Source organism: Acinetobacter sp. LF10 (assembly GCF_048585715.1).
In the GTDB taxonomy this organism is placed as follows: domain Bacteria; phylum Pseudomonadota; class Gammaproteobacteria; order Pseudomonadales; family Moraxellaceae; genus Acinetobacter.
Genome location: NZ_CP184160.1, coordinates 459239 through 485401 on the forward strand (window position 1 = coordinate 459239; position 26163 = coordinate 485401).

Here is a 26163-nt window from a genome sequence, read left to right on the forward strand (position 1 = left end):
AGAACAAGTGCTGTTAATAAATAGCTTCTACCTAATTTCGTATGAGCGAGATAGTAAATAAAGAAAAGACCTCAGTTGAGGTCTTTCTTTTTACTTCTGTTCAAAGATCGTTGAAAGTGGAATCGAAAGTTTTGCAGCTAAATAATCATTACTCTCGATGAGGGATGGCCCTAAACGCTCTATCCATTCATCATCTTGATGGATATTGGCCACATCATGACGTAATGGTAAGGGGTAAGGAAGAGCTGTAAAAAAGCTCCAGAAATCGACTTGCGCAAGATTTCTAGCCAATACATACTCATCATTGTCTGTACGTTTGACTAAGTTCTGTTTTTCTAAATGTAAGATATATGCAGGTAAGCGTCCTAATTCACCGCGTCCAATAATCCCAAGTAGTTCTTGTTCACTGACACTTTCTCCAATTTGTTGCTTTTTATAAAACAACTCTAATATGTCCAATAGCATCAAAATAGGATGACGTTTTTGCTCCTTATCTGAATGAAAAGCAGTTAATGCATAACTCACTTCTACACCTAATAAGATAATGTTCCAAGACAAATAAATCCAAAGGAGGAAAATTGGAACAGCAGCAAAAGCACCATACACAATTTCATAACTGGTGAAATTACTCATCACCCAACCAAAGAAGCGTTTTAGTATTTCAAATACTGTTGCGCTAAAACATGCAGCAATAACAGCGGAAAGAATAGGGACGCTACGATTAGGGATGGTCCAGTAAAGAATGAAAAAGCCAACAATTGTAAGTAGAAATGAAATAAGCCATAAAAGGAAAGAGCCATCTAATTGATAACCCGCAAAGTTATTACTGAGAATATTCATTGAAGCGACAGTGGACGAGAGGACAAAAGCACTGCCTAGAATAATTGGACCTAGAGAAATAATCGTCCAATAACGCATAAAGCCAACAAGACCTGCCCGAGTTTCTTTGACACGCCAAATACGATTAAAGACATTTTCGATTGAAGTAAGCATAAGCACGGTGGTCACAAACAGAAATAGCACACCAATAATGGTGAGATTACTGGATTTATCTGTAAATGCGTTCAATGCTTTGTCAAAGGCAATGGTACTTTTTGGTAAAAAATTACTGTAAATCAATTGCTGTAGTTGTTGTCGAGCAGGCTCTAAGGCTTTAATTGAAGAGATAATGACTAAGAAAACAGTCAGCATCGGAACAACGGCAAAGAGCGTAGTGTAGGTCAAACCACCTGCTTGTTCTCTACAGCGATCGGCTTCGAAACGTCGTAACACAAATACAATAAATTGAAACCATGTTTTTTCTAAAAAAGGCAGTTTTCTTAGATAACGATTTAAGATCATGGGTTCTATCCTAGTTATTTTTAATAAAATCCTGTGTAAGCACAGGATTGACTACAGCTCAAAAGATGAAAAATGTCGTATAGTGTTCTTTTTAACAAAATTCATTAAAGTGATGCAACCTTACGTTCTTGTTCTTTATTACAGTAAATATGGTTCAACTCGAGAAATGGCACATTTAATTGCCGATGGAATTGAATCTTCTGGCATGACAGCTCGTATTCGAACTGTTCCTAATCTCTCAACTGTCGTGACGCAAGCAGAGCCAAGCATTCCAGCAGATGGCGATATTTATTGTACTTTAGATGATTTGACGTATTGCTCAGGTTTAGCACTTGGTTCACCTACTCGCTTTGGTAATATGGCGAGCGAGATGAAATATTTTTGGGATCAAACGACGAGTTTATGGTTGAATGGTGCTTTGCATAATAAACCAGCATGTGTTTTTACTTCTTCTGGCTCGATGCATGGCGGGCAGGAAAGTACCTTGCTTAGCATGTTACCGCCATTGTTCCATCATGGTATGTTCATCATGGGATTGCCCAACTCAATTCCAGCTTTGTCGAATACTAAAACAGGCGGTACGCCGTATGGGGCAAGCCATGTCAGTGGCCCTCGTCATGATCAAAATTTGAGTGTAGATGAAAAAGTATTATGCGAAGCGCAAGGTAAACGTTTAGGTGATGTCGTAAAAGCGTTGTTAGGAAAAGTTTAGATCTAAAAATGGGAGCATTTGCTCCCATTGTTTTATTTTTTAATTTGCCAATCGTAGATTTTTTTCTGATAGGCATACCACATCATCCACAGTCCAATCAGTAACATTGGTACAGTGAGAATCTGACCTTTAGTCATCCAACCGAATAGAATAAAACCTTGATCTGCATCGGGCTGACGGAAGAACTCCATGAAGAAACGTGCAACTCCGTAGCCCATCAAGAATAATGCTGAAACCGCCATACGAGGACGAGGTTTAGCGCTAAACCACCAAAGTATGATAAATAGAATCAGACCTTCACAAAGTGCTTGGTAAATTTGCGATGGATGGCGAACTAAGCCCAATGGATCGGTTGGAAAAATCATACCAAATGGATAGCTAGGGTCTTGAACTTGACGGCCATACAATTCACCACCAATAAAGTTACCGATACGACCAAACATCAAACCTGTCGGTACACATGGCGCAATAAAGTCCAAGGTTTGAAACCATGTTTTCTGATATTTCTTACACCAGAATAACATTGCGATCATGACACCCAAGAAACCGCCGTGGAAGCTCATCCCACCTGTCCAGACTTGGAATAACCAAAGTGGGTTTTCTAAGAATTTGCCAAACTCATAAAATAAAACATAGCCAATACGACCCCCAAGTACTACGCCTAGAGCGCCATAAAACACCAGATCGGAGACCATATCGGCAGCCCAACCATCACGTTGTTTAGCACGATAAGAGGCTAAGCCCCAAGCGCATAAAAATGCCAAGAGATACATGAGTCCGTACCAATGCACTTTAACTGGTCCCAAGCTCAGCGCAACTGGATCAATATTTGGATAGGTCAGCATTGCTGTTCCTCAATTTAGAATTTGAAATTAAGTTTTGAGCAGATTGTAGCGGAATGATGTGAAAAATGTTGTACATTCAATGTGTAAAGATGTGAGAACAGAATTAATGTGTATTGTCGCTTTTGCATGGCATGTTCTTGATGATATGCCGTTGTGTTTAATTTCAAATCGTGATGAATTTTATCATCGACCAAGTGCTGTTTTACATCGATGGGATGACAGTTCGATAATTGCTGGGCAAGATTTACAGTCAGGTGGGGCATGGATGGGAGTCACTGAGTCTGGGCGTTGGGCAATCGTGACTAATTTTCGAAATGGAAGAGATAAAAACCAATACTCAACTTCACGTGGGCATTTAATTCAGTCTTTTTTAGAAAGTGATTTAGCCCCCATTCGTTTTGCACAACAATTAGAGCAGCAACAACAAGACTACGCTGGTTTTAATTTGTTTATCGGTGATCGAGAGCAAGCGGTTTATATGAGTAATCGGGGGGAAGCACCACAAGTCTTAGCCAATGGTGTTTATGTTGTTTCCAACGGTTTAATGTCAGAAGATTGGGAGAAAACCAAACATTTACGTAAACGCTTTACACAAGAATTTTTACCAATGTTGCAACAATCAACGATTACAGAATCTGATTTGCAATATTCAGTCTGGGATATTTTGGAAGATGAACGAAAAATTATTCCAGATTTGTTGCCGGATACAGGGATTAGTGTGGACATGGAAGAATTATTATCTTCAACTTTTATTCAAAGCCCAATTTATGGAACACGATGTTCTAATTTTCTGAGAATGACATCTGAGCACTGGCAATGGTTAGAGAAGTCTCAACAAGGTGAGCAGCAGGGTCGTGTTATCGAAATGCAAGTTGATCTGTTGAAATAAAAATACCGACAAGGCTGTCGGTATTTTTTACCAACCAAATTTATTTGGCAGAGGTTTTCTTTTCAACCGATGGTAAAACATCGGCTGTGATATAGCCAACACATGCACTATAACCACCATTATAGTTTTCTAAAACTTTTGCTTTTAATTCAGCAGAAAGTTTTGAGCTATCTCCAGGATGTTGGAAATTACTCATGATATATGTCCAACCATTTACAGAGTCAACTGCATGTAAGCCTGTTGATTCAGCACCTGCTGGAGTAGAGAGGATACGATCTAAAGACTTAGTATCAACGTTATATGCCCAGAGGAAGTTATTGGTATGGTTACCACTGTCTTCACCGATGAATAATGTGCGTAAAGTTTCAGAGAATTTTAAATTGTCTGGGCTTGCAATATTATTTGGATCTGCCGTGTTACCTAAGCTATCTACAGTAATATCTTTACCCATAAGAACCATACGGCTTTGGTAAGGTGTCCATTCACTATTGATCACATTGTTAAGATGATCAACTTGGCTACCTTTGAGGTCATGTCCAAGGACACCACCTGCTTTGAGCGTGCTCTTAAACTTAACATTATGTGATTCAACCCAAGCTGCATTGCCACCAATCATTGATTCTTGAATATTGGCAAGTGCAGAGTAAGCAACTTTATCTTTAATATTTACGGTAGTGCCTTCCATCTTTGTGAAAGCCATACTACCGCCTTTTAGGGCAGCATATCGATGTGTTTCTAGGAATGCAGCAGCAAGCTCAATCTCAGCTTTGCTAAAGCCATTGTTGGCTTCTTTGAGTTTAACCCAAAGCGACTTTCCATCTAACACAATCTTGGTATAACCTGTTAAATCAGCAGGAGCTACCGTTAAACTTTCCATAATGTTTTCAGATTTGATTCCTCGAACATTCACGAGGTCTTCGATGGTCTTACTATCAGTATGACCTAATTTGATCCATTTGATTGCTGCTGTTGAGGTCTCATTCAATTCTGATGTGTATTTCGCAACATATAATGTTCCAGCAGATAAGTCTTTTTCTTTGTCTGCAATAAACATGAAGAAACCACCGTTAGTGTAATCGTCACCCATGATTACAGTGCGGTTGTCTGGCATGACTTGAATCAGTTCATGTGAGATACGACCTAGACAATAATGCTTCACAGCCTGAGCACGACCTTTACCATCAAGAATAATTTCTGGCAAATGACCATAGTTATAGGCATTTGCAGTATTTTCATTGCCATATAGATTTTTACTATATGCTTTGAGCATTGCGAGATCTGAACCGATTTGGTCAAATGCATCAGGCTCATATTCTTCACTTGAAAGGTGAGTATTCCAAGGAGAAAGGCTAGCACCACAGGTGATCCATAGACCATGAACTTTCGACATATCGACATTGAAGTATTTTTTCAATGCCAAGTGTCCAGTTTTTTGATCTTGATCTAATGTTAATACTGCAATTGGTGACGGTAATTTACCATACATGTTTTGCTTAGCTAAGTTTTTGGTGGTGTATTCAAACTGCACCACATGGAAAACTGGGTTTGATACACCCGCTACATTTGCGCCTTTAATATGAATCAGTGATGAACCATCTGGAGAGTCAGAGAAGAATTGGCGTTCTTGACCGACTACAGAAGTATCTTTAATCGGTTGGTTATTAATATCATAATAACTACCTGCAATGATTTTTCCACCATCGATATTATCAACTTGCATGCCAGTACGGAAAAACTCCTGATAACCCAATTTGTACTCTGTGGTTGTATTATCATCCCACGTAATCGTCAAAGCAGATTTAACTGAAGTTGTCGCCATCTCTGGTACAGTTGAAGGTGCCGCCATCGGTGTAAATTTTGCATTTTTAAATTTTGCAGCAGGTACGGTTGGCGTAACGTTAGTATCGTTATTATCATTGCAACCTGCTAAAGCTGCTGCTGTGCCCATTGCCCCTAGTGGTAAAAACGGAACACCCGCGAACCACTTTAAAATATCACGACGACTTGGCTGATTTGTATTGGCTGTCATAATAAATCCGTATCTTTAATAAATGGTAAATAAATCTAGATTGATTTTATGTTTGATAGATGACAATTTTTTGACACTTTTAAGGCAGTTTGAAGACAATTTAATTTTTATAAATATATAAAAAATATAAATTTAAATACAAAAATCCCTGAGCTTATTCAGGGATTGAATAGGGATATTATTATTCTGAAACTGCTTTACGCTTTTCTAATATTTTTCCAAAAAGTAAACCGATTTCAAATAGCATCCACATCGGAACAGCTAGCATAATCATGGATAATGCATCAGGCGGAGTAACAAACATTGCAACAAAAAAACATCCAACAATAATAAAGCGGCGCTTGGCGATTAAAGTTTCGGTATTCACAACACCAATCAAAATTAAAACCAAAGTGATAATTGGAATCTCAAAGGTAAAACCGAATACTAAAAATAGCTTTAAACAAAAGCCTAAATAACTGTTGATATCTGTCATAGGTGCAACAGTTTCAGGAGACACGCTAATAAAGAAATGCAAAATAGCAGGTAGGGTAATGAAATAGGCAAATGCGACACCTAAGTAGAATAAAAGAATGCTGCCAAATAGCAAAGGAATCGCTAAATGTCGTTCTTTTTCATATAGCGCAGGTTTTATAAATGACCAAATTTGATAAATGATATAGGGCATTGCCAGCATAAATGCGACGAATAAATTGAGTTTAAACGGTGCCATAAAGGTAGCTGTGACATCCGTCGCAATCATGGTTGATGTTGCGGGTAATTGTTGTCTCAATGGTTCAGACAGCCATTGATAGGTTTGATTTCTAAACGGTAATAAACAAAAAAACAGAAAAATTGTTACACCAACAATCTTAAAAAGATATTGGCGAAGTACGATTAAATGCTGCATGACCGGCATTTGTTGTAGGGTTTCTTCAGTACTGACTGAAGTTGATGATAATTGGCTCATACGGCAATCTTTAATTCGTTATCAAACTGATTCAACGATGGGTATGCTTCCATACCAATCACAGACGATTTTTGGTATTGAACACAAAAAGGAATAATAGAACTTGAGTGATATGGCACATAGCGAATCGAATTTTGAGATTTAGTTACTGCTTGCTCAGTCTCTACCTCATGATTTTGAGTTTTCAATTCATCTAATTGTTTTTGTAGCCGACGTTCAAGCTCAGTGATTTTTTCAATTTCTTTTTGCATTTCTTCGCGGAACTCAGAAAGACGGAGCTCTCGATCAATTTCGTTCTGAATATTGTTGATAAATTTTTTAATTTTCCCATACCATTTTGCTACAAATCGAGCAGCTTCAGGTAATTTATCAGGACCGAGAACCAATAATGCAATTACTGCAAAGCAAAAAATCTCAGTCATTCCCAAGTTCAGCATAATTCCGCTCGCTTAGCTTTTTACTGAGCTTTCAGCATTTTTAACTTGAGCATCAATGGTACGAGGCTCATTGAGTGGCGCAGCAACTTCATCTTCTTTAATAGACTTTTTGAAATCTTTAACAGCACCGCCAACATCTTTGCCTAAATTTTTAAGCTTTGATGTACCGAATAGTAAAATCACCACAATTGCAAAAATAACGACGTGCCAAATTGATAAACCAGCCATAATTCTATTCCTATATAACTTTGGTTATATCTCAACAGTTTGGCATGACAAAAATGTGACACTTATATTTCAATTTTGCGACAAATAGTTGTAAGAATTAGTATTGGTGAATGGATTTTTTTACTTTTTGGTTTGTAATCAATGCTTAATATTGTGAGGTGTTATTTGCTAACAAGAGAGTATTTTTATTCAATCTTAATTTAAATCACTTGCCCTAGGTTTTAGCTAAGGCAAGCTACTTTTAGACCAAACTTGCTTTAAATAGCTGCATTGCTTGACCACGATGACTGATTTTATTTTTGTCAGCTTTGCTTAGTTCGGCACTCGAAACATTCAATTCTGGTAGCCAAAACAAAGGATCATAGCCAAAACCATTTTCGCCACGAGCCGATTCTAATATTTCACCTTTCCAAATACCTTGAAAGATTTGTGGAAGAGGGTCTTCTGCATGTGTGACAAGTGCTAATACGCATACAAACATACCTTCAATTGCTTCGCCATCTTTACGTAAAGGTGCAAGATCCGCCAATAATTTTTGGTTGTTGGCTGCATCATTGCCATGTTCGCCTGCATAGCGTGCAGAGTAGATGCCTGGTGCACCACCTAAGATCGGGACACACAATCCAGAGTCATCTGCTAGCGCAGGTTTACCAGAAAGTTTAGATGCATGGCGTGCTTTGATAATGGCATTTTCAACAAAGCTGAGACCATCTTCGATGGCATCTTCAATATCTAGTTTGCCTTGAGGAATGATTTCAACAGGAAGATTGAGTTGCTCAAAAAGATGGGTAAATTCAGCAACTTTGCCTTTATTGTTACTTGCAAGCACAAGGCTGCCTTGGTTGAGCCATGATGGAGTAGACATATAAAATTTTAAATTCGCTTAGATTGAGTAGAATTTTAGGGTGTTTTTATAGAATAGGGTAGAGAGTCACTATTTATTTTCGGTAAATGTTCAACAAGTCTAGATATTAATTTCAAAAAGTAGAGGAATATGATCGCTGTAGTTAAGCCATTCATATTTATCGAAACTTTTAAAAGATGAGTTGTTCTTAGAGAATAAATTACGATGACAAAATAAGTAGTCAATATGATAGTTTTTTTCATGATTTCTATTCATGTAAAATGTAGGAAGTGTCTCTTTTCCCTGCTCTTCATTTGATAACTCATGGTAAAGGCTATGAATATTCATTGCTCGTAATTGATTTACTACATCACTGTGATTCCACCAGCGATCCCATACATCCCATTGAGCGTTACTATTTAAATCGCCACAAATAAGGGTAGGTTGTACTTTTATTAGCTCTTCATGTAATTGTAAATATTTCCAAAGTTGCCCAATATATTGAAATGTAGGGGAATTGGCATATTTAGTCCAAGCAGCTAAGAGCTGGAAATTATCATTAACTCTTATTGGTAAAAATAATTCTAACTCGAAATCTTCCCAATACAATTGCTCTAATTTATAGTCTTCTCTAGCAAAGACTCCTAATCCTTTATTTTTATTATTACCTTTCCAAATTAAATTTGGTAACCATGCTTCATAAGCACCTTTGGACTGTTGTTGATTTTCACATTCTTGAATGATGTAGATGTCTGCTTCAATTTGTTGAAGAAACTCGATTTTCTTTCTAAACGCCCCGTTGCAATTCCATGTTAATATTTTCAAACTCTCATTTCCTTAAATAAAAAACCGACTCTTACAAGTCGGTTTTTAAAATCACTCAATAGATCTAAGCAAGATTACTGCGCTTGAATCCATTTATCAGCACGGTCACGTGCGGTACGGATTTGATCTTGAGTCAGGTTAGCAGCCAAAGCAGTTTTCTTACCTTCAGAAAGACTAATGACTTTCGTATCAAGCATGCCATCACGAGTTGAAAGCTCATACCACTGATAAGCACCAACAAAGTTTTTCTTCTGTTCTTCCATCATCGCAAGATTGAAACTCGCACGGTTATCACCATTGCTTGCTGCTTTCTCGAAATATTTGCGTGCTAAAACTTCATCTTTCTTCGTACCGATGCCATCTGCATACATACGACCGACATTTAACTGTGCAGCAGATAAACCTTGATCTGCTGCCGCCTTAAATAAAGAAAAAGCTTGTTTTTCATCTTTCGCAACGTCTTTACCAAATTGGTAACGCGTTGCTAAATAAAATTGTGCCCCAGCTTGACCAGACTTCGCTGCGCTTTGTAATTCACTGATACTCATGACTGAATATCGCGCTGCCTGTGTTGCCACAGATTGTGGTTGAGCAACATAGTCAGCGTGCGCTTGTATACTGATCAGACCAAATAAAAATGTGCTGATTAATGTCTTTTTCATAGAGCGCTCACTCGATAAATTGCGACTTCACCAAATAGGTTCGGCATATGCTTACTGAGCACACTACCTTGTTGGTCACCATTAACGGCAAGTCGATTAATAATTTTAATTCCGTTCTCAGCACATAAGGCTTCAAAGTCACGGAAAGTACATAAATGAATATTCGGGGTGTTATACCACATATAGGGTAAAGCTTCCGAAACAGGCATTTTACCTTTTAATGCAAGAAAAGAACGAGTCTTCCAATACGCAAAGTTTGGAAAGGTAATAATTGCCTGTTTACCAACACGCACCATATCCCGTAATAATACATCGGGTGCATCTACTGCTTGCAAAGCTTGTGCCATGACCACAGAATCAAAAGATTGGTCGGCAAAACGGCTTAAACCAAGGTTTAAGTCTTGTTGAATAATATTTAACCCCCGACTGATGGCAATTGCAATCTTTTCTTGATCGATTTCTAAGCCATAAGCACGAATATTGTGCTGTTTGCTCATATGAGCAAGCAATTCGCCATCACCACAGCCTAAGTCCAATACGCTAGAGTTCGGGCTGATCCATTTTTCAGCGAGTCGTTGATCTATTCGCATTAGTGCTGCTCCTGCGGTGTAGCTTGCAACTGTTGTTCTCCACCTAAAAATGCTCTTAATGTTTTCACATAGAGTGGGATAGGGAATAAGAACGAATCATGACCTTGTTCCGCATCAATATCTAAGTAACTGACGGGCTTATGATTATCAATTAAAGCATCAACTAATTCTTGTGAACGACTTGGGCTAAAACGCCAGTCAGTGGTAAATGAAACCACCAAAAATTGGCACTTCGGTTGACTCATTGCCTTCGTCAGAGAATGTTCATATTCACGAGAGGGATCAAAGTAATCCAATGCCTTGGTCATAATCAAGTAGGTATTTGCATCAAAATTACGGCTAAATTGTTCGCCTTGGTAACGCAAATAACTTTCGACTTGGAATTCAACATCAAAACCATACATAAATTTGCCCGATTTTAAATCGCGACCAAATTTCTGTTTCATGGCTTCTTCAGACAAATAGGTGATATGTCCGACCATGCGCGCCAAAATCAAACCACGTTTTGGATAGCTATCATTTTCTAAATAACGACCATGATGAAAATCTGGGTCAGACAGAATCGATTGGCGAGCAACTTCATTAAAGGCAATATTTTGAGCTGATAATTTTGGTGCACTGGCGATAATGACACATTTTTTTAAACGATCAGCATAGTCCAATGACCATTGTAGTGCTTGCATGCCACCTAAAGAACCACCAATCACGGCAAACCAAGCATCAATTCCAAGACGATCAGATAACATGGCTTGGGTTTTGACCCAGTCACGAACTGTGACTAATGGAAAATCTGGGCCATACGGTCGGTTTTCATTTTCAGGGTTAGGTGAGGTCGGTCCTGTTGAACCATTACAGCCACCAATATTATTTAAAGAAACAATAAAGAAGTGATTGGTGTCAATGGCTTTTCCTGGACCAATACAGCTATCCCACCAACCTGCTTTTTTATCATCTGCATGATGATAACCCGCAGCATGATGATGCCCAGATAATGCATGGCAAATTAAGATTGCATTGGATTTATCTGCATTAAGTGTTCCATAGGTTTCAACCATCAAATCAAAACGTGGCAGGATACGCCCACATTCAAGCTCTAATGGTTGCTCAAATTGAAATTTTTGTGGTGTGACTAAACCCACTGAATCCGATGGAAAAGACACTGGAATGATTCGCCTTGTATAAATCTTTGATCAATAATAAAAGGATACCAATTCAGGTATCCTTTCAAAAGTCATTTTTTCTGATATTACAACTCAGCTTTGCTTAAACTGCCGCAGCAGCAACTTGCTCAGTTGTCAGTACACCTTGCTCTATTAAACGATTGGTACATGCAATAATCGCTTCAATGGATGAGGTGACAATGTTGTCATGAATCCCTGCACCAAATGCGCTCTTACCTGTGCCTTTAACTTGAAGCTCAATCAACGCAAGTGCTTTGGCATTTGCCCCAGAACTGATACTGCGCTCTTCATAGTTTAAGACATCAATTGGCAATTGTAACGCATCGAGCATCGCCGAAATTGGACCGTTACCTTCACCGCGTAAACGTTGTACTTCACCATCAATTTCAATATCTAATTCAATGATTTGTGTGCCATTAATATCGGATAATTGATAATGCTTGGTTTGATAATGGCTATTTTTCACATCCACATAGGTATTTTGGAATAAGGTCCAGATTTCATGTGCACTGATTTCTGTACCGTTTTCATCAGTATGTTGCTGTACGATTTGGCTGAACTCGATTTGTACTCGGCGTGGTAAAGCAACGTTGTAATTCGATTCTAATAAGTATGCAATACCACCTTTACCAGATTGGCTGTTGACACGAATCACTGCATCATAGTCACGACCCAAGTCTTTCGGGTCGATTGGTAAGTACGGCATATCCCAGATCTCTTCATTTTTCTGGAATTCGAAGCCTTTTTTAATCGCATCTTGGTGTGAACCAGAGAATGCGGTAAAGACTAAATCACCTGCGTATGGATGACGAGGGTGAACTGGTAAACCTGTACATTCTTCAACAGTTGCAATGATTTCATTGATATTGGAGAAGTCTAAGTTTGGCGCGACACCTTGGGTATACATATTCAAGGCAATTGCCGCAACGTCGACGTTACCTGTACGTTCACCATTACCAAACACGCAACCTTCAACACGGTCAGCACCTGCCATGATTGCTAATTCAGAGGCTGCGATACCACAACCACGGTCATTGTGACAGTGAACTGAGATAATCACGCCATCACGACGTGCCAAGTTACGGTGCATCCATTCGATTTGATCGGCATAGACATTTGGCGTTGAAACCTCAACCGTTGCAGGCAAGTTTAAGATCACCTTATTGGTTGGAGATGCTTCCCAAATTTCCGTGACCGCATCACAGACATCTTTGGCAACTTCTAATTCTGTTGCAGAAAAACACTCTGGACTGTACTGGAAAATCCAGTCGGTTGCAGGGTATTGCGCTGCGTATTCTTTAACTTTATTTGCTGCATTAATGGCAAGTTGCTTTGCGCCGTTTGCATCTACATTCAACACTTTTTGACGGAATGTTGGTGAGTTTGAATTGTAGATATGCACGATCGCACGTTTAGCATCAACTAAAGCTTCAAAAGTACGCGCAATTAAATGATCTCGAGCTTGAACCAAAACTTCGATGTACACATCTTCTGGAATCAAATCTTCTTCAATTAACTTACGAGTAAAGTCAAAGTCAATTTGAGATGCTGAAGGGAAACCAATTTCAATATGTTTGAAGCCGATTTTAACCAACATGTGGAACATTTTTAATTTTTGATCCATATCCATTGGCTCAAAAATCGCTTGGTTACCATCACGAAGATCGGTGCTCATCCAAATCGGTGCTTGGTTAATTTCGTTATTTGGCCATTGACGATCTGGTAAATCCACTCGTTGATACATACGGCGGTATTTTTTGCTTGGGTCAGCCAACATCATGAGATAACTCCTTGTTGTAGCATGGTTGCTGCTTCAAAATAAATGCAACGTGCTACGAATATATATGGTGTCTATAAGAATCAATTTAAAGAGAATATGTATTGAGTACCTAAAATCTAGGTAAAAATTTATACGCGCGCGAGGCGCAGCATCAGGAGAGCAGTGAGTAGTTTTATATCAGACGGATGGCTAAAATCATCACTTGTTTTCATCATCTACCGTTCAAAGCAAAAGTATTGGGTTTTGCAGTTATCTTAATCACCTAATTTGAATCAGTCTAGGTGAAAATACAAGCGACTGCAGTGGTCTATAATTTATTTTAATTCGAATGGATGGGAAATATTTTCCTATTTTTTGCATAAAAATAAAATTTAAAGAAAATATTTCCCATTAATATGCTTAAGACTGATAAATATAGTCTTGATTAATGTCCTTTATGGTAGCAGTTCCCATAAGTGCCATCGTAATTTCAAATTCTTCTTTTAACATGCGGATGACATGAGCAACACCTAAAGCGCCTGCTGTTGCTAAACCATAAATATAAGGGCGTCCAATCAATACAGCGTTTGCACCTAAAGCAATTGCTTTGAACACATCCGTTCCACGTCGAATTCCACCATCGAATAATACAGGGTAATCAGCAGGAACAATTGCACGAATTTTTTGTAACGCAACTAAAGGTGGAATAGTCGTATCTATAATGCGCCCACCATGATTAGAAACAATAATCCCAGACACCCCATGATCGAGGGCTTTCTGAGCATCGGCAGGATGTAATATTCCTTTTAAGATTACAGGCAGATGTGTATTTGCAATCACCCAAGCAATATCAGACCACTTTGGCGCGATTTGCATTAAACCTTGAAACAACTGACTTTCGGATGGAGATACATCAGGAAAACTCAGGTGTGTAGGCGTATGTGGGTGCTGCATATCTTTAGGTAACTGGAAGAATAATTTGCGTTCTCGATCTCGAATACCAACATGCGGAGCATCGACGGTGATAACCAGTGCGCGATAACCTGATTGTTCAGCTTGTTTGATTAAGGTTAAAGATTTTTCTCGAGAACCCTGCCAATAAAGCTGAAACCATTTATATGGATTATGGTGCGTGAGTTCATCCATTGCGGTATTACTAAAAGTACTGAGAATGATATTACTCTGCATCACTTCGGCAGCAAGGGCAGAAGCCGCCTCTGCTTGTGGGTGAAAAAGTGCTTGATGACCAATCGGTGCTAAAAAAATAGGATGTGGATATTCCATCCCAAATAACTGAAAACGGGTATTTCCCTGTGTTAAATCATTTAAATGTCTCGGAATTAGTTGAATATTTTGAAATTGCTGGCAATTATTTTGCACACTAAGTTCATGCATTGCACCACCATTTAAATATCCCCAAACATCTTCAGGAACATGTCGCTGAGCTTGTTGTTGATAGTCGTGAATGGTTTGAATATATGCAGGAATCGCATCTAATGGCGCTAATGGTCTGTGCTGAGACATTATAAATTGCCCCATTGTCTTAATAAATTATGATAATGACTGGTCAAGCTCACAACTTCTTCGGTGTCTCCCAATTGTTGTCTAAGTTTGATAATGGTCATATCGAGATTAAAGAGCATGGTTCGTTGCCAGTCATCTTTCACCATACTTTGAATCCAAGTAAAAGCCGCAATTCGGCTGCCTTGAGTCACTGGCTCAACGCGATGTAAACTGGTTGCTGGATAGACAATTGCATCTCCCGCATCAAGCTTAACTTCATGGCTGCCATAGGTATCTTCGATGACTAATTCACCACCTTCATATTCATCAGGTTCAGATAAGAAAACGGTAATAGAGACATCTGTACGAATCATTTGCCCAGTTTTGGTTGAATATTGAATTGCATTATCAACATGATTGCCATAGTTACCTTGACTTTGGTAACAGTTAAACATGGGCGATAAAATATGCTGTGGGAGAGCCGCTGAGCGAAGCAGTAAGTTTTGTTGTAAGGCATTTAAAACATGATGGCTGATTGAAGGATATACATCACTATGCACATCAATTTGTAAGTTGTTTTTAATTTGTTGAGCTTGTTGTCCCGCACTTTGGATACCATTAACCCAGACTGATGCTTGTTGTATTTGTTGGCGTAGTTCAGCAACTTTTTGTTTATTTAGGACTTCGGGGATATGCAACATCATATTTAAAATCTTCCAAAAAAATACAGCCTGTCGAAAGTATAACTTTTCTGACAGGCTGTGTTCATGTGTTAAATCATTAATGATTTAACAGAATGATTTAGAACTTATAGTTGAAGCTGAGAGACGCTGAACGTGGTTGACCAAGAACGAGACGGCTACCGCCACCATTTAATGTACTGATATAGTCTTTATCTGCAAGGTTATAGACGTTTAAAGTCATGGATGCATTTTTGTTAAAGGTATAGGCAGCCATTGCATCAAATACCACATAAGATGGAATAATTGGCATCGCTACAGGTGTTGCACTATTGGTAATTAAACGTTTTTGTTCGTCTACATAACGTGCGCCAATACCAGCTTTAAAACCAGAAACGCTATATGTTGTCCATAACGAAGCAGTCCAATCTGGCGACCAACGAACGCCATCGGTATATGTCCATGTTTTGGTTGTTGCATTATACGCTTGTTGATTTTCCTGTTCAGTGTTCATATAAGCAACACCTGCAGAGACGTTCCATGCACGTGTAATTTGCCCAACAGCACCAAGCTCTAAGCCTTTAACTGTTATTTTTCCTTCAGGAATGTACGCCAAAGTGATTGGATCTTGAGTGATTTGGTTTTCATTCTCTGTGTGGTAAGCCGCAGCAGTTAAAATGATTTTATCGTCATTTAAAACCCATTTGGTTCCAATCTCATAATGATGTGTTTCTTGAGGTTTGGTTGATGGGTTGTTGGTTACAGCATTGACTGAATTTGAAGCACTACTTAATACAAAGCCCGTTCCTGGAGGGGTTAATGATTTAGCATAAGATGCATAAACACTACTTTCGGTTGTTGGTTTAAATACACCACCGAGTTTCCAGCTAACCAAGGTATCATGTACTTTTAAATTTGTTTTTACTTCTGTAATTTTAGATGTCGTTGAATCCGTATTTACTTCGAGTGCATCATATTGAGTATCAAAATAATCGACGCGGACACCACCATTTAACTGAAAACGTTCACCAAATTTGAGTGTGTCAAACAAATAAAGTGCCGCTGTATCCGTTTGTGCGTCTGTATATCCGCCTGTGTAAACCAAATCAGGTAATACTGTATCTCGGTTTGGGTTGTATATATTGGCAGCTGGAATGGTTGGGGCTACCTGACCTGGTATTTGTACATTACGAGTCTTGTTGTACTGCTGTTCTTGTAATAGCTCTAAACCAGCAACAATATTATGCTCAATGTCACCTGTTTTTACATTGATATTCAATGTGCTTTGGTTCGCAAGTATTTTATTGGTTTGATCTAAGCCTTGGCGGGTGCGAGCAACTGTAAAAGTATCTGGGTTAGATAAATCAAGGGTCTTATAATTAAATTTATAGCTATAAGTTTTATCCGCATTCACTTTGACATCTACAGATGGAACGGTAATCGCATTGACTCCAGTCAATACACGCTCCATTTCAGTTTTACCAAAACGTGAAATATTGGTGAATTTGATATTTTCAGAGAGATCACTTTCAATTTTTGCAGAGACCATATTGGCTGTAATATCTTCATGATCATTAACATTGCCGTAAAAATTGGTACGGTCAACTGCAGATGCTTTTGCTAAAGCCGCATTAATTTTCTTTGCATCCGCTGAGTTGTTAATATCTGCTCGAATTGTATCTCTTAATGTTTTGTCTTTAGAGTCAAAAGGATACTTGCTATCATATTCATAATTAGATGAATAGCCATAATAGAAACCATCCATGCCAATGGTTGGAATACCACCATCAGGGATATTATTTTGTTTGATATGTTGTGAATATAGATAGAAACGTGTGTCAGAATCTAAACCGAAAGCAATAGAAGGTGCGATTGCCCAACCATTTTGTTCAATATAGTCACGACCTTCAACACCACCTTGTTGCCCCATAACATTCAAACGTACAGCCGTACTTTCATTGATTGCTTGGTTAATATCGGCAGCCAAACGGCTATGTTCTGCTGTGTTGTATGTTGCTGAAACTTCGCTGCTATTGTCCGCATGTGGTAACTTGGTTGATAAATTGATATAACCACCAGCACCGCCACGACCTGCTTCTGCACCAGATGGGCCTTTGACCACTTCAATTTGTTCAAGGTTATAAACATCACGGCTAATTGCACCAATGTCACGGATACCATCGACATAAATCGAGTTTTTGGTATCAAAACCACGCATTTGGAAAGAATCTCCCGCGCTGGTATTACCATTTTCACCTAACTGTAGGGTAATGCCTGGTGTGTTACGCAAGGCATCTGTCAGTGAAGTTGCACCTTGTTCTTTTAAAATTTCTTTTTTGATGACACTAATCGTTTGAGGTGTATCAACCAAAGGTTGTGTGTACTTTGGTGAACTTACTTTATCCGCTTTATAAGTATTTTCTGCATTTACTTCAATCGTTGGAAGTTTAGCAATATTTTCTTCTTTAGTCGCAGCATGACCAGCAAAAGGTAAACTTGCAGCAAGTGCAACTAACTGTGTCGTACCAATATGTTTACGACTTTTAATCTTTGCCATTGAGAGAACCCCTGAATTGAAGTGATGAATGACTGAACTTTCGATTTTGTAAATATTTTTACAAAAAAGCAGTAAAAGTGGATAGATTGTTAAGCTATGTAACAATTTGTGCGAAGTCTAATGATAATTATTATCGTTATCAATGGCTTTATCTATTGTAGAATGAATTGTATACATCTAAGTTGTTGATATATAATATCTAAAAATGTAATTGGTATTAACGATTTTTATTTAGATGTAAATTAATAATAATGATTGATTTAAATAAATATTTGTTTTTTAAATGAATAAATTGTAAATGTTGGATTTGTTAAATTGTATTTTTATCCATAAGTGATGAGAGCTTAAATATAATTTTTTTGATTTATACGAAAAATAGGGAATTTTGATCATCTAATTTTGTATATCCTGAAAGTTGTCATATAATGTGGCACTTTTAAAAATGTTACTACTAACTATATATCGAGGAAGCCATGCAAGTAACGACTGAAGCGGTTTCGGGCGTTGCCCGTCGTTTAAATGTTTCTGTACCGACGAGCCGTGTTAACGAGCAATTTGAAGCTCGCTTAAAACGCACTGCCAAAACTGTGAAGATCAACGGCTTCCGTCCAGGTAAAGTGCCTTTAAATGTTGTTCGCCGTGAATATGGTGCGAGCATTTATCAAGAAGTTGTGAATGACATCATTCGTGACACAGTATTCGAAGCAATTCAACAAGAAAAAATCAATGCGGTCGGCATGCCGAACATTGAAAAAGTTGAAAACAAAGATGATGCTTTAGTTTTTGAAGCGACTGTAGAAGTTTATCCAGAAGTAGAAGTGAAAGCTTTTGCTGACTTAGAAGTTGAACGTAAATCATCAGAAATCAACGATGCCGATGTTGATGTCATGATTGAAAACTTGCAAAAACAACGTGCTTCTTGGACTGAAACTAAAGGCATGGCGAAAAAAGACATGCAAGTGACTTTCGATTTTGAAGGTACAGTTGATGGTGAGAAGTTTGAAGGCGGCGCTGCTGAAGACTTTAAACTTGTTCTTGGTTCTGGTCGTATGATTCCAGGCTTTGAAGATGGCATCATCGGGATGAAGAAAGGCGAAGAGAAAGTGATTGATGTTACTTTCCCTGAAGATTACCAAGCTGAAAACTTAGCGGGTAAAGCAGCTCAATTCAAAATCACTGTTAAACTTGTTGAAAAACAAAAACTTCCAGAGATTGATGCTGAATTTTTAAAAATCTTTGGTTTAACTGAAGAAGAAGGCGTAGACAAGTTAAAAGCTGACGTTCGTAAAAATATGGAACGTGAAGTTCGCAACGGTCTTCGTAACCAAGTTAAACAAGCTGCCTTTGACGCACTTGTCGCTGCAAACGAAATTGAAGTTCCAGCTTCTATGGTTGCTCAAGAAATTGACCGTCAACGTCAACAAATGATTCAACAGTTCACTCAACAGTTTGGTGCTCAAGGTGCAGGTGCATTTGATAGCAGCATGCTTCCAGATGAATTGTTTAAAGAGCAAGCTGAAAAATCAGTGAAGCTTGGTGTATTGGTCAGCAAAGTATTGGCTGATGCTAAACTTGAAGTTGATCAAGCACGTGTTGAAGCTTACATTGATGACATGGCTTCTTCTTATGAAGATCCAACAGAGGTGGTTGAATACTTCAAAAATGATAAACAACAACGTGCTCAAATTGAAGCAGTTGTGTTAGAAGACCAAGTTGTTGACCACATTTTAGCTGCTGCTAAAGTAAATGATGTTCCAGTAAGTTACGAAGACTTATTGAAAGAACAACAAGCTCGTCGTGGCTAATCTTTTAAAAGTTCAGAAGAAAGGCGCTTAATGCGCCTTTTTTTATCAGTGTTATGAAAGTGTTAATTTATCGAAAAATTGCCAGCTTTTAGTCTAAATAGTCGAATATTTAGGGTTGAACCTTTTGCAATTTCAGCGATTATCCCTCATATTGTTGGCATGATCGAGTCAGAATAATTTAGGAATAAATAAACATATGTATGTTCCAACAATTGAAAATGCTTTAGTTCCTGTAGTCGTTGAACAGTCATCACGTGGTGAGCGTTCATTTGATATTTTCTCACGTTTGTTACGTGAGCGTGTCATCTTCTTGACAGGTGAAGTTGAAGATAACATGGCAAATCTTATCGTTGCGCAGATGTTATTTTTAGAAGCTGAGAATCCAGAGAAAGATATCCATCTTTATATCAACTCACCGGGAGGCTCAGTAACTGCTGGTATGGCAATTTATGACACTATGCAGTTTATTAAGCCAGATGTTGTTACATATTGCATGGGACAAGCGGCTTCAATGGGTGCATTCTTATTGAATGCAGGTGCTAAAGGAAAACGTTACTGTCTTGAAAATGCACGCGTGATGATTCACCAACCACTCGGTGGTTTCCGTGGTCAAGCGTCTGATATCGAAATTCATGCACGTGAAATTCTTTATATCAAAGAGCGTCTAAACCGTCTGATGGCTGAGCATAGTGGTCAAGATTATGAAAGAATTGCACGTGACACAGATCGTGACAATTTTATGACTGCACAAGCAGCCAAAGAATATGGTTTAGTTGACCAAGTATTAAGCAAACGTCCCTAGTTTTTAAGATTTAAGTTGTGGAGTAAATATGTCCGAACATCCTCAAGGACAAAAGCATTGTTCATTTTGTGGTAAGACACAATCTGAAGTTGGAAAATTGATTGCAGGTGAGGACGCATATATTTGTAATGAGTGTGTGGATGTCTGCTTAGATTTAGTGCAAACCAGTCAACAAGTTGAAGCAGGTGACTGGGCGACTAAAGCTTTGCCTAAACCACATGAGATACGTGCTGCGTTGGATCAATATGTCATTGGACAAGATGTTGCAAAGAAAACATTATCTGTTGCGGTCTATAACCATTATAAGCGCTTGAAAGTTGGTCAGTCTCATCATGCACATCAGGATATCGAGATTGCGAAAAGTAATATCTTGTTGATTGGACCAACGGGTTCAGGTAAGACCTTACTTGCGCAAACTCTTGCACGCTTATTGGATGTTCCTTTTGCCATGGCAGATGCAACGACACTCACAGAAGCGGGTTATGTGGGTGAAGATGTTGAGAACATCGTGCAGAAGTTATTGCAGAAAGCGGACTACGATGTAGAAAAAGCGCAGAAAGGTATTATCTATATTGATGAGATTGATAAGATTACCCGTAAATCGGAGAATCCATCAATTACGCGTGATGTATCAGGTGAAGGTGTACAACAAGCATTATTGAAAATGATTGAAGGCACCGTTGCTTCTATTCCGCCACAAGGTGGTCGTAAGCATCCGCAACAAGAATTCATTCAAATTGATACCTCAAATATTTTATTTATTTGCGGTGGTGCATTCTCTGGTTTAGAGAAAATTGTACAGCAACGTCAAGAGAAAGGCGGTATTGGATTCACGGCTGATGTGAAGAATAAGGATGACAGTAAAAAAGTCTCTGAGTTGTTCCGTCAAGTTGAAGCAACTGATTTAGTCAAATTTGGTTTGATTCCTGAGTTTATTGGTCGTTTGCCTGTGATTGCAACTTTAGAAGAACTGGATGAAGAAGCATTAATGCAAATTCTGACAGAGCCTAAAAATGCATTAACTCGCCAGTATCAGTATCTTTTCACGATGGAAAATGTTGATCTTGTCTTTGATGAATCTGCATTGCGTGCTGTAGCGAAAAAAGCACTTGAACGTAATACGGGCGCACGTGGTTTACGTTCTATTTTGGAAAATGTATTGCTTGAAACCATGTATGACTTACCAAGTCGTAGTGATGTGGGGACGGTTATTGTGGATGAAGCTGTGATTAATGGTACAGCTAAGCCGACATTTAAAGCTGAACGTTTACCTCAAGTTGCAACACCAGAGTTGGTGGAAAAGAAAGATCTGAAAGTGATTGACTCAAAGTCAGCTTGATTCACATTCATCTAAAAAAGCATGAAAGCCTCGGCTTTTCATGCTTTTTTTATTTGCAATTAATTAATGAGGTGTTAATCTTAAAAATCGGAAAATCCGCATAGTTTTGCGCTGTTAAAAATAAATCCAAGAAAACGCCTTGAGGGATATCATGCGTTATTTAATATTGTCATTATGTTGTGCAGGGGTGTTAGCTGGCTGTCAAAGTCATAAGGCGGTTGAAGAAAATTCGACAGTACTCACAGCGACTTTACCTCCAGTTGATACAGCAAAAGAACCGGGGCTATCTGATCAGTATCATGTTGGTGGTTTTACCATAGGTGGATGGGTCAATCAAAAATTAGGTCAATATTACACACCGATCAAACCACAGAATGAGCAAGCGGCAGTGGTCTATTTATATCGCCCAGATACGCGCTGGAATCGCCAAGAAATTGCTGCTGCAAATTTATTTATCAATGGTCATCGAATTCCAAGCCTGTTACATAATCATTATTATTGGTTAGAATTACCAGCTGGGACATATCGTTTGAGTGTCAGCCGTCCATTGGCAGGGCTACATTTTCAAAAACCAAAATATGTAGATTTTACGGTTGATGCGTCACAAACGTATTTTATTAAATACGATGAAGAAAATAAGATTTCTCGTAGTGAACATACGGGACCATTTATGATTATGCCTGATAAAGTTGCACATCAGGAAATCGCATTTACACGGTTAAAATCATCGAGCTATAACTTTGTAGCACAAGATGCCTCAGGTAAAGTTCGTTCAAAACCACAAGAATTGAAACCTCTGAAATATGATGAAAAATCTGAAGTACTATTGGTTAAACCATTTAAGCTTTGGAATCCTTTGACTTGGTAATGGATAAAGAGCAGGGCTTACTCATCTTGAATTAAAGGTTTGATGATGCTTAAAAGCTGCTCTTTAAGCTGTAAACTCTGCTCAGGGTCAGCCAACGTTTTTTGACTTAAATTATTCATGTATTGAAAAACATTGGTATTAATCTTTAAGTTTTTTTGATTAATTGATTTTCCTTCTGGTGTTCTTAAAAACTTTAAATAGGCTTGTACTTCTTCTTCACTGAGTGTTTCTGTATAAATTTGTTCAATGGCTTGTAATGTCTCAGGGCGAGCAAACATTTTTGAACTTGTCTGTTTTAAAAGCTGTCCCAGTTCTATAACGGCTAAATATTCTTCTGTTGTTGTTAGTCGCTGTTTGCCTAAAATGCGTAATAGAATATTTTCTGCCTCAGCATCTAATGTTGGCTGCATCTCATCTAAAGACGTATGTAAAACATTTTCTAATTCACTGAGTTTAATCAGCTCCTTTACTGATTTGACTTGAGCAGGGCTTGCCTCAGTATTTTGTACAGCTATGACGATGCAAAAGCTTATGAGTAGTTTCGATATTGTTTTATGCATGTTTTTATCCTTATCGTTCTGTGAATAATTTAGCAGAAGCTTAAGGCAAAAAAATAGCCGAATACGATGATTCGGCTAAGATTATTGTATGAGTATTATTGAGCGGCAGCATCTACAACAGGAATTTTCCCAATTTTTGCTTGCCAGATTTTTGGTGCAGTGGCATGGATTGAAGTACCATTGACATCAACTGCAACAGAAACAGGCATATCTTCAACCACGAATTTGTAGATTGCTTCCATACCCAAGTCTGCAAAAGCAACTACTTCAGCTTCACGAACTGCTTTAGACACGAGGTATGCAGCACCGCCAACAGCCATCAAGTATGTTGCTTGATTGTCTTTGATTGCTTCAATTGCAGCAGGACCACGATCCGCTTTACCAATCATACCGAATAAGCCAGTTGCTTCTAACACTTGACGAGTGAACTTATCCATACGAGTTGCTGTTGTTGGGCCTGCAGGACCAACGACTTCATCACCAACTGGATCGACTGGACCCACGTAGTAAATGAATTTACCTTTTAAGTCGACTGGAAGCTCTTCACCATTATTTAACATGTCGACCATGCGCTTGTGTGCAGCATCACGACCTGTGTAAATCGTACCGTTAAGAAGTAATGTATCACCTGGCTTCCATTCATTCATTTCTTCTTGGGTGATGGTATCAAGATTCACACGTTTTGATTGAGATGAATCCCATGTTACAGCAGGGTAGTCTTCAAGTTTCGGTGCTTGAATGTGTGCAACACCAGTACCATCTAACTGGAAGTGTGCGTGACGAGTCGCAGCACAGTTCGGAATCATACCCACTGGCTTACCTGCCGCATGACATGGGTAATCCTTGATTTTAATATCAAGGACTGTAGTTAAACCACCAAGACCTTGTGCACCAATACCTAATGCATTCACTTTCTCGAAGATCTCGATACGGAGTTCTTCCATTTTGCTTTGTGGACCACGACGAAGTAATTCGTCCATGTTGATTTCTTCCATAAGTGCTTCTTTTGCAAGCATCATGGCTTTTTCAGCAGTACCACCGATACCAATACCGAGCATACCTGGTGGACACCAACCTGCACCCATAGTTGGAACAGTTTTAAGTACCCAATCCACGATTGAATCAGATGGGTTTAACATCGCAAGTTTAGATTTATTTTCTGAACCGCCACCCTTCGCTGCAACGGTAATATCAACTTTATTACCAGGAACGAGTTTGTAGTGAATCACGGCAGGGGTATTGTCTTTGGTATTTTTACGACCAAAAGCTGGATCTGCTAAAACAGAAGCACGGAGTACGTTTGAGTTCTCTAGGTAACCTTGGCGTACACCTTCGTTTACAGCATCATCCAAGCTCATGGTTAAATCAAATTTAACATCTAAGCCGACTTCAAGGAAAACGTTAACGATCCCTGTATCCTGACAGATTGGTCGGTGACCTTCAGCACACATACGTGAGTTGATCAGGATTTGGGCAATAGCATCTTTTGCAGCTTTGTTTTCTTCACGATCGTAAGCACGGCTCATCGCTTGGATGAAGTCTTGTGGGTGATAGTAAGAAATAAACTGCAGGGCATCCTTGATTGATGTAATCAAGTCATCTTGTTTGATGATCGTTGTCATATCAAATTTCTCTTGAGCGGGCGATTAGCTGGCGGGCTAAATTATATGACAAAAAGGAATGAATGTGGGAGTTTTAGCTTAGATTTGGCTAAAGGTCTAAAGTAAGCCTTTGATCTAAATTGCATCAACAAAAGATGCGCTGTGGATTTTAGTTTTTTCTCAGTTGAGATGGGCTATAGCCAAACTGTTTCTTAAAGCGATGGCTAAAATGGCTGCTTGAACTAAAGCCATATTGCACTGCAATCTCGGTCAGATTCGTGGTGCTTTGTTCAAGTGCTTGATGTGCCAGTTCTAGGCTGCGTTGCATCACATATTGATGCGGTGGCATCTGCATCGATTGTTTAAACATATGCGCAAAATGATACTCGCTGAGTTGCGCTTGCTGAGCCAGATCAGACAAGGTCAAACTCAAATGTAGATGTTGATCAATCCATTCCAGTAACTGCTTAAGTACGTAAGGGGAGAGACCTCCTTTGACTGCAGGTGCCTGCCATTGTGCATGACTATAATTTTTGATCAGATGATTGAGTAACAGCGTTGTCGCCGTACTCATCTGTAAATGGTTTTCACGATCTTGCCATGCACCATTGAGTAAAAAGTGTCGATAGATCATAGAAATTTGAGGATCAGCCACAAAAATTTGTGGATTTAAAATGATTTGACTCGGTTCGCGATCCCAGACTTGTTCGGCCACACGTTGTAAGTGCTGTTCAGTGTAATACAGATGTACGAAGGTGAGTGGATCACGTAGATCCCAAGTCGATTCAAAATCTTGTGGCATCAGGCACATGCGGTCAGGGCCACCGCCATTGTGCCAGCCCTGTTGGGTTTTTTGATAGCTTTCATAACCGCCCTGAATATACATACTCAAGGTGTGATGATTGCTACAGACGCTGACACGGTCTTGGTTATTTTGCCACATGGCCAACTGCATACCCGGACCGAGTTCTACTGAGTCGAGTAATTGCGCTTTATATTGCTGTAATTGATCTAGAATCTGATATTTCATCTTCTATACGCAGTGCCAAATATGATCCAGTTTAGTGTAGAACTTTCAGTCAGTTTTGTCATCTGGTCAAAAAATTTCTAGAAAAACGCAAATCCATGATAATCACCGCAAGATGGTGCAAGTAATC

24 protein-coding genes are annotated in these 26163 nt (G+C 38.8%); 6 read left to right on the top strand and 18 right to left on the bottom strand.

What is annotated here, in order from left to right; translation table 11 throughout:
• Positions 1 to 90: 90 nt before the first annotated feature.
• A complete protein-coding gene (locus ACN19N_RS02185; RefSeq protein ID WP_420001875.1) occupies positions 91 to 1341 on the bottom strand; it encodes a YihY family inner membrane protein in 1251 nt (416 codons plus the stop codon).
• A gap of 112 nt (positions 1342 to 1453) precedes the next feature.
• Between ACN19N_RS02185 and wrbA the strand changes: the two genes are divergently transcribed.
• Positions 1454 to 2053 carry an NAD(P)H:quinone oxidoreductase gene (wrbA, locus tag ACN19N_RS02190; protein ID WP_420001876.1) on the top strand — a complete coding sequence of 200 codons (600 nt, stop codon included), beginning with the start codon at positions 1454 to 1456 and terminating at the stop codon, positions 2051 to 2053.
• Between the two features lie 32 nt (positions 2054 to 2085).
• Here the strand turns inward: wrbA and lgt are convergent, their stop codons facing one another.
• Complete coding sequence (lgt, locus tag ACN19N_RS02195; RefSeq protein WP_420001877.1) at positions 2086 to 2898, bottom strand: prolipoprotein diacylglyceryl transferase; 813 nt, start codon at positions 2896 to 2898, stop codon at positions 2086 to 2088.
• Positions 2899 to 3004: 106 nt separating this feature from the next.
• On the opposite strand from lgt, the gene ACN19N_RS02200 reads away from it, so the two are divergent.
• Positions 3005 to 3787, top strand: coding sequence for an NRDE family protein (locus ACN19N_RS02200; protein ID WP_420002348.1), 783 nt, complete (start codon positions 3005 to 3007; stop codon positions 3785 to 3787).
• A 40-nt stretch (positions 3788 to 3827) separates the two neighbouring features.
• On the opposite strand, the gene ACN19N_RS02205 is transcribed toward ACN19N_RS02200, so the two are convergent.
• The 13 genes from ACN19N_RS02205 to ACN19N_RS02265 all read right to left on the bottom strand — a co-directional run bounded on the left by ACN19N_RS02205 (position 3828) and on the right by ACN19N_RS02265 (position 18031).
• On the bottom strand, positions 3828 to 5816 hold the full coding sequence (locus tag ACN19N_RS02205; RefSeq protein ID WP_420001878.1) for a PhoX family protein: 1989 nt from the start codon (positions 5814 to 5816) through the stop codon (positions 3828 to 3830).
• 181 nt (positions 5817 to 5997) lie between these two features.
• Entirely contained in the window at positions 5998 to 6765 is a 768-nt protein-coding gene (tatC, locus tag ACN19N_RS02210; protein WP_420001879.1) for a twin-arginine translocase subunit TatC, read from the bottom strand.
• Positions 6762 to 7202, bottom strand: a complete 441-nt coding sequence (tatB, locus tag ACN19N_RS02215) for a Sec-independent protein translocase protein TatB (RefSeq protein WP_420001880.1) — start codon at positions 7200 to 7202, stop codon at positions 6762 to 6764. The genes tatC and tatB overlap by 4 nt, the downstream gene beginning before the upstream one ends.
• Positions 7203 to 7214: 12 nt before the next feature.
• Positions 7215 to 7430: a Sec-independent protein translocase subunit TatA gene (locus ACN19N_RS02220; protein ID WP_004660425.1), complete on the bottom strand. Its 216-nt coding sequence runs from the start codon at positions 7428 to 7430 to the stop codon at positions 7215 to 7217.
• A gap of 241 nt (positions 7431 to 7671) precedes the next feature.
• Positions 7672 to 8295 carry an RdgB/HAM1 family non-canonical purine NTP pyrophosphatase gene (gene rdgB / locus ACN19N_RS02225; protein WP_420001881.1) on the bottom strand — a complete coding sequence of 208 codons (624 nt, stop codon included), beginning with the start codon at positions 8293 to 8295 and terminating at the stop codon, positions 7672 to 7674.
• A gap of 99 nt (positions 8296 to 8394) precedes the next feature.
• Positions 8395 to 9099, bottom strand: coding sequence for an endonuclease/exonuclease/phosphatase family protein (locus ACN19N_RS02230; RefSeq protein WP_269229548.1), 705 nt, complete (start codon positions 9097 to 9099; stop codon positions 8395 to 8397).
• Positions 9100 to 9173: 74 nt separating this feature from the next.
• A complete protein-coding gene (locus tag ACN19N_RS02235; RefSeq protein ID WP_269229549.1) occupies positions 9174 to 9761 on the bottom strand; it encodes a tetratricopeptide repeat protein in 588 nt (195 codons plus the stop codon).
• Positions 9758 to 10351, bottom strand: a complete 594-nt coding sequence (gene metW, locus ACN19N_RS02240) for a methionine biosynthesis protein MetW (RefSeq protein ID WP_004909236.1) — start codon at positions 10349 to 10351, stop codon at positions 9758 to 9760. Before metW ends, ACN19N_RS02235 begins: the two co-directional genes overlap by 4 nt.
• The gene (metX, locus tag ACN19N_RS02245) at positions 10351 to 11511 is read right to left on the bottom strand and encodes a homoserine O-succinyltransferase MetX (RefSeq protein ID WP_269229551.1); all 1161 of its coding nucleotides are present in this window, start codon (positions 11509 to 11511) and stop codon (positions 10351 to 10353) included. The genes metW and metX overlap by 1 nt, the downstream gene beginning before the upstream one ends.
• A gap of 103 nt (positions 11512 to 11614) precedes the next feature.
• Positions 11615 to 13312: a 2-isopropylmalate synthase gene (leuA, locus tag ACN19N_RS02250; protein ID WP_420001882.1), complete on the bottom strand. Its 1698-nt coding sequence runs from the start codon at positions 13310 to 13312 to the stop codon at positions 11615 to 11617.
• A gap of 399 nt (positions 13313 to 13711) precedes the next feature.
• Positions 13712 to 14815 carry an alpha-hydroxy acid oxidase gene (locus ACN19N_RS02255; RefSeq protein WP_269229553.1) on the bottom strand — a complete coding sequence of 368 codons (1104 nt, stop codon included), beginning with the start codon at positions 14813 to 14815 and terminating at the stop codon, positions 13712 to 13714.
• On the bottom strand, positions 14815 to 15498 hold the full coding sequence (locus ACN19N_RS02260; RefSeq protein ID WP_269238557.1) for a Fe2+-dependent dioxygenase: 684 nt from the start codon (positions 15496 to 15498) through the stop codon (positions 14815 to 14817). The genes ACN19N_RS02255 and ACN19N_RS02260 overlap by 1 nt, the downstream gene beginning before the upstream one ends.
• Before the next feature lie 97 nt (positions 15499 to 15595).
• Positions 15596 to 18031 carry a catecholate siderophore receptor Fiu gene (locus ACN19N_RS02265; RefSeq protein ID WP_420001883.1) on the bottom strand — a complete coding sequence of 812 codons (2436 nt, stop codon included), beginning with the start codon at positions 18029 to 18031 and terminating at the stop codon, positions 15596 to 15598.
• 473 nt (positions 18032 to 18504) lie between these two features.
• On the opposite strand from ACN19N_RS02265, the gene tig reads away from it, so the two are divergent.
• From tig to ACN19N_RS02285, 4 genes are all read left to right on the top strand, one after another.
• Entirely contained in the window at positions 18505 to 19836 is a 1332-nt protein-coding gene (gene tig / locus ACN19N_RS02270; RefSeq protein WP_046738411.1) for a trigger factor, read from the top strand.
• 196 nt (positions 19837 to 20032) lie between these two features.
• Positions 20033 to 20638, top strand: coding sequence for an ATP-dependent Clp endopeptidase proteolytic subunit ClpP (clpP, locus tag ACN19N_RS02275; protein WP_004660445.1), 606 nt, complete (start codon positions 20033 to 20035; stop codon positions 20636 to 20638).
• A gap of 28 nt (positions 20639 to 20666) precedes the next feature.
• Entirely contained in the window at positions 20667 to 21977 is a 1311-nt protein-coding gene (gene clpX, locus ACN19N_RS02280; RefSeq protein WP_269229556.1) for an ATP-dependent Clp protease ATP-binding subunit ClpX, read from the top strand.
• A 151-nt stretch (positions 21978 to 22128) separates the two neighbouring features.
• Positions 22129 to 22845 carry a DUF2846 domain-containing protein gene (locus ACN19N_RS02285; protein WP_269238555.1) on the top strand — a complete coding sequence of 239 codons (717 nt, stop codon included), beginning with the start codon at positions 22129 to 22131 and terminating at the stop codon, positions 22843 to 22845.
• A 17-nt stretch (positions 22846 to 22862) separates the two neighbouring features.
• Here ACN19N_RS02285 and ACN19N_RS02290 read toward each other — a convergent pair whose 3' ends face one another.
• From ACN19N_RS02290 to ACN19N_RS02300, 3 genes are all read right to left on the bottom strand, one after another.
• Positions 22863 to 23405, bottom strand: coding sequence for a DUF2059 domain-containing protein (locus ACN19N_RS02290; protein ID WP_269229558.1), 543 nt, complete (start codon positions 23403 to 23405; stop codon positions 22863 to 22865).
• Between the two features lie 95 nt (positions 23406 to 23500).
• Entirely contained in the window at positions 23501 to 25027 is a 1527-nt protein-coding gene (locus ACN19N_RS02295) for a fumarate hydratase (RefSeq protein ID WP_004660453.1), read from the bottom strand.
• A 148-nt stretch (positions 25028 to 25175) separates the two neighbouring features.
• Positions 25176 to 26036, bottom strand: coding sequence for a helix-turn-helix transcriptional regulator (locus ACN19N_RS02300; protein ID WP_420001884.1), 861 nt, complete (start codon positions 26034 to 26036; stop codon positions 25176 to 25178).
• Positions 26037 to 26163: the final 127 nt, after the last annotated feature.

Excerpts from the sequence above, each read along its gene's own strand:
- tatC (WP_420001879.1), bottom strand. The coding sequence starts at position 6,765 with ATGAGCCAATTATCATCAACTTCAGTCAGTACTGAAGAAACCCTACAA.
- metW (WP_004909236.1), bottom strand. The coding sequence starts at position 10,351 with ATGCGAATAGATCAACGACTCGCTGAAAAATGGATCAGCCCGAACTCT.
- ACN19N_RS02295 (WP_004660453.1), bottom strand. The coding sequence starts at position 25,027 with ATGACAACGATCATCAAACAAGATGACTTGATTACATCAATCAAGGAT.
- ACN19N_RS02265 (WP_420001883.1), bottom strand. The coding sequence starts at position 18,031 with ATGGCAAAGATTAAAAGTCGTAAACATATTGGTACGACACAGTTAGTT.
- ACN19N_RS02255 (WP_269229553.1), bottom strand. The coding sequence starts at position 14,815 with ATGTCTCAGCACAGACCATTAGCGCCATTAGATGCGATTCCTGCATAT.
- clpX (WP_269229556.1), top strand. The coding sequence starts at position 20,667 with ATGTCCGAACATCCTCAAGGACAAAAGCATTGTTCATTTTGTGGTAAG.
- ACN19N_RS02260 (WP_269238557.1), bottom strand. The coding sequence starts at position 15,498 with ATGATGTTGCATATCCCCGAAGTCCTAAATAAACAAAAAGTTGCTGAA.
- ACN19N_RS02185 (WP_420001875.1), bottom strand. The coding sequence starts at position 1,341 with ATGATCTTAAATCGTTATCTAAGAAAACTGCCTTTTTTAGAAAAAACA.
- ACN19N_RS02200 (WP_420002348.1), top strand. The coding sequence starts at position 3,005 with ATGTGTATTGTCGCTTTTGCATGGCATGTTCTTGATGATATGCCGTTG.
- leuA (WP_420001882.1), bottom strand. The coding sequence starts at position 13,312 with ATGATGTTGGCTGACCCAAGCAAAAAATACCGCCGTATGTATCAACGA.
- ACN19N_RS02235 (WP_269229549.1), bottom strand. The coding sequence starts at position 9,761 with ATGAAAAAGACATTAATCAGCACATTTTTATTTGGTCTGATCAGTATA.
- rdgB (WP_420001881.1), bottom strand. The coding sequence starts at position 8,295 with ATGTCTACTCCATCATGGCTCAACCAAGGCAGCCTTGTGCTTGCAAGT.
- tig (WP_046738411.1), top strand. The coding sequence starts at position 18,505 with ATGCAAGTAACGACTGAAGCGGTTTCGGGCGTTGCCCGTCGTTTAAAT.
- clpP (WP_004660445.1), top strand. The coding sequence starts at position 20,033 with ATGTATGTTCCAACAATTGAAAATGCTTTAGTTCCTGTAGTCGTTGAA.
- ACN19N_RS02205 (WP_420001878.1), bottom strand. The coding sequence starts at position 5,816 with ATGACAGCCAATACAAATCAGCCAAGTCGTCGTGATATTTTAAAGTGG.
- tatB (WP_420001880.1), bottom strand. The coding sequence starts at position 7,202 with ATGCTGAACTTGGGAATGACTGAGATTTTTTGCTTTGCAGTAATTGCA.
- ACN19N_RS02285 (WP_269238555.1), top strand. The coding sequence starts at position 22,129 with ATGCGTTATTTAATATTGTCATTATGTTGTGCAGGGGTGTTAGCTGGC.
- ACN19N_RS02300 (WP_420001884.1), bottom strand. The coding sequence starts at position 26,036 with ATGAAATATCAGATTCTAGATCAATTACAGCAATATAAAGCGCAATTA.
- ACN19N_RS02220 (WP_004660425.1), bottom strand. The coding sequence starts at position 7,430 with ATGGCTGGTTTATCAATTTGGCACGTCGTTATTTTTGCAATTGTGGTG.
- ACN19N_RS02290 (WP_269229558.1), bottom strand. The coding sequence starts at position 23,405 with ATGCATAAAACAATATCGAAACTACTCATAAGCTTTTGCATCGTCATA.
- lgt (WP_420001877.1), bottom strand. The coding sequence starts at position 2,898 with ATGCTGACCTATCCAAATATTGATCCAGTTGCGCTGAGCTTGGGACCA.
- wrbA (WP_420001876.1), top strand. The coding sequence starts at position 1,454 with ATGCAACCTTACGTTCTTGTTCTTTATTACAGTAAATATGGTTCAACT.